Origin of the sequence: Streptomyces albidochromogenes (assembly GCF_005981925.1) — a bacterium.
GTDB lineage: Bacteria > Actinomycetota > Actinomycetes > Streptomycetales > Streptomycetaceae > Streptomyces > Streptomyces albidochromogenes.
The window spans coordinates 1-5,350 of record NZ_VBVX01000390.1 but is presented as its reverse complement, the minus strand read 5'-3'; the positions used below and the strand labels follow the sequence as shown (position 1 = coordinate 5,350).

Below are 5,350 nucleotides of genomic sequence, written 5' to 3'. Positions count from 1 at the left end.
CCCCCCCCACCAGGAGCCGCCATGCTGGCCTTGCGCAGACCCGCCCTCACGCTCACCCTCGCCGCCTTACTCGCCTCCTCCCTCGCCGTCGTCACCCCGCCGGAGCGGGCCCGCGCCGCCGACGCGCTCCTCTCCCAGGGCAAGCCCGCCACCGCCTCCTCCCGGGAGGGCGACGGCTACGCCGCCGGCCAGGCGGTCGACGGCGACCTCACACGGACCCGCTGGGCCAGCCAGTGGTCCGACCCGCAGTGGATCCAGGTCGACCTCGGCCGGCGCGCCGACCTCAGCCGGGCGGTCCTGACCTGGGAAGGCGCCTACGGCAAGGCGTACGAGATCCAGGCCTCGGACAACGGCACCGACTGGACCACCCTGAAGAAGGTCACCGACTCCGACGGCGGCACCGACGACCTGGCGCTCACCGGGTCGGGACGCTACGTCCGGATGCTCGGCACCACCCGCTCCGGCGGATACGGCTACTCCCTCTGGGAGTTCCAGGTGTACGGCTCGGACGGCACCACGCAGCCCCCACCCGGCGGCGCGGTCAAGGTGACCGGCACGCAGGGCGCGTGGCAGCTCACGGTCGGCGGGCAGCCGTACACCGTCAAGGGCCTGACCTGGGGTCCGGCCCTCGCGGACGCGCCGAAGTACATGCCCGACCTGAAGTCGATGGGCGTCAACACCGTCCGCACCTGGGGCACGGACGCGGGCACCAGGCCCCTGCTCGACGCGGCCGCCGCCAACGGCCTGCGCGTCATGAACGGTTTCTGGCTCCAGCCCGGCGGCGGCCCCGGCAGCGGCGGCTGCGCCGACTACGTCAGCGACACCGCGTACAAAACGACCATGCTCACCGAGATCGCCAAGTGGGTCGAGACCTACAAGAGCCACCCGGCGACCCTCATGTGGAACGTCGGCAACGAATCCGTCCTCGGCCTCCAGAACTGCTACAGCGGCAGCCGGCTGGAGGCGCAGCGGAACGCGTACACGACCTTCGTCAACGACGTCGCCAAGAAGATCCACACGATCGACGCCGACCACCCGGTGACCTCGACCGACGCGTGGACGGGCGCCTGGCCCTACTACCAGCGCAACGCGCCCGACCTCGACCTGTACTCGATGAACGCGTACGGCGACATCTGCGGCGTCCGGCAGGACTGGGAGGAGGGCGGCTACACCAAGCCCTACATCATCACCGAGACCGGGCCCGCCGGGGAGTGGGAGGTCCCCGACGACGCCAACGGCGTCCCGGACGAGCCCACCGACGTGCAGAAGCGCGACGGTTACACCAAGGCGTGGGAGTGCACCACCGGCCACCGGGGCGTGGCGCTGGGCGCGACCCTCTTCCACTACGGCCTGGAGCACGACTTCGGCGGAGTGTGGTTCAACCTGATCCCCGACGGGCTCAAGCGGCCGTCGTACTACGCGGTGAAAAAGGCGTTCACCGGCTCCAACAGCGGTGACAACCTGCCGCCGGTCGTCAGCGGCATGGCGGTCACGCCGGCCGGCTCCGCCCCCGCCGGCAAGGAGTTCACGGTCCGCGCCGACGTACGGGACCCGGAGAACGACCCCGTCACGTACAAGATCTTCCTCAGCGGCAACTACGCCAACGGCGACAAGCGCCTCGTCCCGGCGCAGTGGAGGTCCACCGGCGACGGCACCTTCACGGTGACGGCGCCCGAGAAGCTCGGCGTCTGGAAGGTCTACCTCCAGGCCGAGGACGGGCGCGGCAACGCGGGCATCGAGACGAAGTCCGTGAAGGTCGTCGCCCCCCAGGTGCCGGGGACGAACGTGGCCCAGGGCCGGGCCACCACCGCCTCCAGCTCCCAGGCGTCGTACGGCGACTGCCCCTGCCCGCCGGAGCGCGCCACCGACGGCAGGCTCGACACCCGCTGGGCCAGCGACTGGAGCGACCCGCAGTGGATCTCCGTCGACCTCGGCGCACGGACACCCGTCCGCACGCTCCAGCTGGTCTGGGACCCGGCGTACGCCAAGGCGTACGAGGTCCGCGTCTCGGACGACGGGACCAACTGGCGGACGGTCCACACCACCACGTCCGGCAACGGCGACGTGGACACGGTCGCCCTCACCGAGACCGCCCGTCATGTACGGCTCCAGCTGACCGCGCGCGGCACGGGCTGGGGCTACTCGCTGCACGAGTTCGGCGTCTACAGCTGATCCGTCCCCGCTGGAAGGAGACCGGTATGCGTACGAGAAGGAACCGGAGCACGTCGAGAACCACGTCGAGACCGCTCGCCGCCCTGCTGCTCACCACCGCCCTGGCGGCCTCGGCCCTGGGCATCGGCACGATCGCCACCGCCGCCGACCCTGCCGGACCGCCGCCCGGGGGCTCCCACTCGGGCCACGTGGCGGCAGCCGCCGTGCCGTTCGGGGACGACCCCGACGGCGACGGCTACATCCCGGCCGTCCCGCCGGTCACCGGCGTCACGCCCTCCGACGCCGAACCGCCCGCCCGCTACTTCCACGAGTTCCAGGCCAACTGCTCGGCCGGCCACACCGCCCCCGACGACCCGATCGTCTACCCGGGACAGCGCGGCGCGTCCCACGACCACACGTTCATGGGCAACACCACGACCTCGGCGACGAGCGTCACCGCGTCACTGTACGGCGGGGCGACGACCTGCAAGGCGCCGGGCGACGCGTCGGCGTACTGGATGCCGTCCCTCTACAAGGGCGACCGGAAGATCCTGCCGACCGGGCCGCAGGTCATCTACTACAAGGCCGGCGTGACCGACTACCGCAGTGTCCGCCCCTTCCCCAAGGGACTGCGGTACGTGGTCGGCAGCCCGACGCAGAGCGCCCAGGAGTTCCGGGACCACAAGGGCTGGGTCGAGGGCTGGGAGTGCGGGGACAGCTTCCGCAACGTCGACTTCCCGCAGAACTGCCCGGCGGGCACCCAGCTCAACCTCCGGATGCAGGCCCCGAGCTGCTGGGACGGGCGGAACCTCGACACCCCCGACCACAGGGCGCACATGGCCTACCCGGTGGTGAAGTCGGGCACGAACAACAACGTCTGCCCCACCAGTCATCCGGTGGCGCTGCCGATGGTCGAGTTCAAGATGGCGTTCCCGGTGGACGGGGACATGGCGCAGGTCCGGCTGGCGAGCGGACGCGGCTACTCGTTCCACTACGACTTCTTCAACGCCTGGCACGAGCCGACGCTCGCCAAGCTGGTGACCCACTGCATCGTGGGCGGCCTCCAGTGCGACGCGCGCGGTTACGACGAGGCCCATCCGGGGGCGGGAGCCGCACTGAACGCGCAGTACCGGCTGCCCTGACCTCTCGGTCCCCGCCCACCGCACCACCTGCCCGGCTCCTCCCGCCCCCCGGCGGGAGGGGCCGGGCGCTCGCGTTACGCCGACTCGCGGCGCACGAGCTCCGGTTCGAAGATCACCGACGTCGGCTCGGTCCGCTTTCCCTCGATCTGCTCCTGGAGGAGGCGCGCCATCGTCGCCGCCATCTCCTCCATGGGCTGGCGGACGGTGGTCAGCGGCGGGAAGCAGGCGAGCGCCGCGCTGGAGTCGTCGAAACCGATGACGGCCACGTCCCGCGGCACGCGCCGGCCGCTCGCCCGCAGCGCCTGACACACCCCCTGGGCCATCAGGTCGTTCGCGGCGAACACCCCGTCGATGTCGGGGTGTTCGGCCAGCAGCCGCTTCATGGCCGAGGCGCCGCTGTCGAGGGTGAAGCCGCCCTCGGCGATCGGGACGTAGGGGTGGCCGTGGCGCGCCATCGTGTCCTGGAACCCGGAGAGGCGGTCCTGGGCCGCCGGCAGGTCCAGCGGGCCCGCGATCGTGGCGCCGCGGCGGCAGCCGCGCGCCAGCAGGTGCTCGGCGGCCAGCCGCCCGCCCTCGCGGTGGTCCAGGTCGACGTACGTGACGGGAGCCGGACGCGCGGGGCGCGCGAACAGGACGCAGGGCAGGCTCTCGGCCGCGAGGAGGCCCGGCAGGGGGTCCTCGGCGTGCGTGGAGAAGACCAGCGCGCCGTCGGCGCTGCCCTGCCGCAGGTACGCGAGCACCTGCTGCCTGGCGTCCTCGGACTCGGCGAACATCAGCACCGGGTGCGTCGAGCGGGGGCGCAGGAAGCCGACGACGCCGCTGACGACGCGGCCGAAGAACGGGTCGGCGAGGGCCCGGGCGGCGAACTCGTTCCGCTCGCCGCCGGTGTCGTCGCCCGCGCCGGAGACGACCAGGGCGATGGTCCCGGCGCGCCGGGTCACCAGTGACCGGGCTGCGCGGTTCGGGGTGTAACCGCTGCGCGCGATGGCCTCCCGTACCGTCTCCCGGATGGCGGGGTCCACGTTGCGGATGCCGTTGACGACGCGGGAGACGGTCGCCCGGGAGACGCCCGCCTCCCGCGCCACGTCCTCGAGGGTGGGCGCCTTTCTGGTCATGCCCGCACCCTACCGGCCGCACCGCGCGGCGCGGGAGCGCTCTCCCGGACCGGACGGCAGGTCAGGGGCGTACGACGGAAAGCCGTCCGGCGTCGAGCGTCGCGGACAGCGGGAGTTCTCCGGCGGACGGTCCCACGAGCACCCGGTACGCGCCGGGCTCCACGCACCAGCCGCCGTCGGCGACGGACCAGTGCCGCAGCGCCCGCGCCGCCACGGTGATGTGCGCGGTCGCCGCCCCGCCGGGTCCGGTTTCGACGGCGGCGTACCCGGCGAACCACCGGTGGGGGCGCTCCACGGCCGAGTCCGGCTTCGCGAGGTACACCTGTACGACCTCCCTGCCGCGCCTCGGGCCCGTGTTGCGCACCCGGGCGCGGACCGTGAAGGAGCCGTCGGGCGCCGGTCCGTCGACGGCCGCCGCCTCGTACGCCCAGGTCGTCCAGCCCAGTCCGTGCCCGAACCAGTAGGCGGGCCGGCGCCCCGCACGCAGCCAGGCGCGGTGACCGATGTGGATGCCCTCGGCGTAGTCGAGGACGCCGCCCTCGGGGCGGGTCCCGGTGACCGGTACGTCGTCGAGAGCCGCGCCCCACGTGGTCGGCAGCCGCCCGCCCGGCTCGGCGGCGCCGAACAGCACGTCCGCGATGCCGGCGCCCGCCTCCTGGCCGGGGAACCAGGCCAGGAGCACCGCCGCGGCCGCGTCGCGCCACGGCATCTCGACCGGGCCGCCCGCGTTGACGACGACCACCGTGCGGGCGTTGGCCTCGGTGACCGCGCGCACCAGCGCGTCCTGCGCGCCGGGCAGGCCGAGCCCGGTGCGGTCCTGCCCCTCCGACTCGCCGTCCCGCGCGCTGGCGACGAACACGACGGCCGTGTCGGCGCCGCGGGCCGCGTCGGCCGCCGCCCTGATCGCCTCGGCGGGTTCGGGCGGATGAGCCTGACCGTCGA

General features: G+C 73.3%; 4 protein-coding genes. 2 read left to right on the top strand and 2 right to left on the bottom strand.

Annotated elements, in window-relative coordinates; translation table 11 throughout:
* The first annotated feature begins 21 nt into the window (after positions 1 to 21).
* Together E2E34_RS30805 and E2E34_RS30800 are read left to right on the top strand one after the other, a co-directional pair.
* Entirely contained in the window at positions 22 to 2,172 is a 2,151-nt protein-coding gene (locus tag E2E34_RS30805) for a discoidin domain-containing protein (RefSeq protein WP_138905148.1), read from the top strand.
* Positions 2,173 to 2,198: 26 nt separating this feature from the next.
* The gene (locus E2E34_RS30800; protein ID WP_138905147.1) at positions 2,199 to 3,293 is read left to right on the top strand and encodes a DUF1996 domain-containing protein; all 1,095 of its coding nucleotides are present in this window, start codon (positions 2,199 to 2,201) and stop codon (positions 3,291 to 3,293) included.
* 74 nt (positions 3,294 to 3,367) lie between these two features.
* Here E2E34_RS30800 and E2E34_RS30795 read toward each other — a convergent pair whose 3' ends face one another.
* Positions 3,368 to 4,408 carry a LacI family DNA-binding transcriptional regulator gene (locus E2E34_RS30795; protein WP_138905146.1) on the bottom strand — a complete coding sequence of 347 codons (1,041 nt, stop codon included), beginning with the start codon at positions 4,406 to 4,408 and terminating at the stop codon, positions 3,368 to 3,370.
* A gap of 61 nt (positions 4,409 to 4,469) precedes the next feature.
* On the bottom strand, positions 4,470 to 5,350 hold an 881-nt coding region (locus tag E2E34_RS30790; RefSeq protein WP_208765387.1), incomplete at its 5' end, for a glycoside hydrolase family 3 C-terminal domain-containing protein.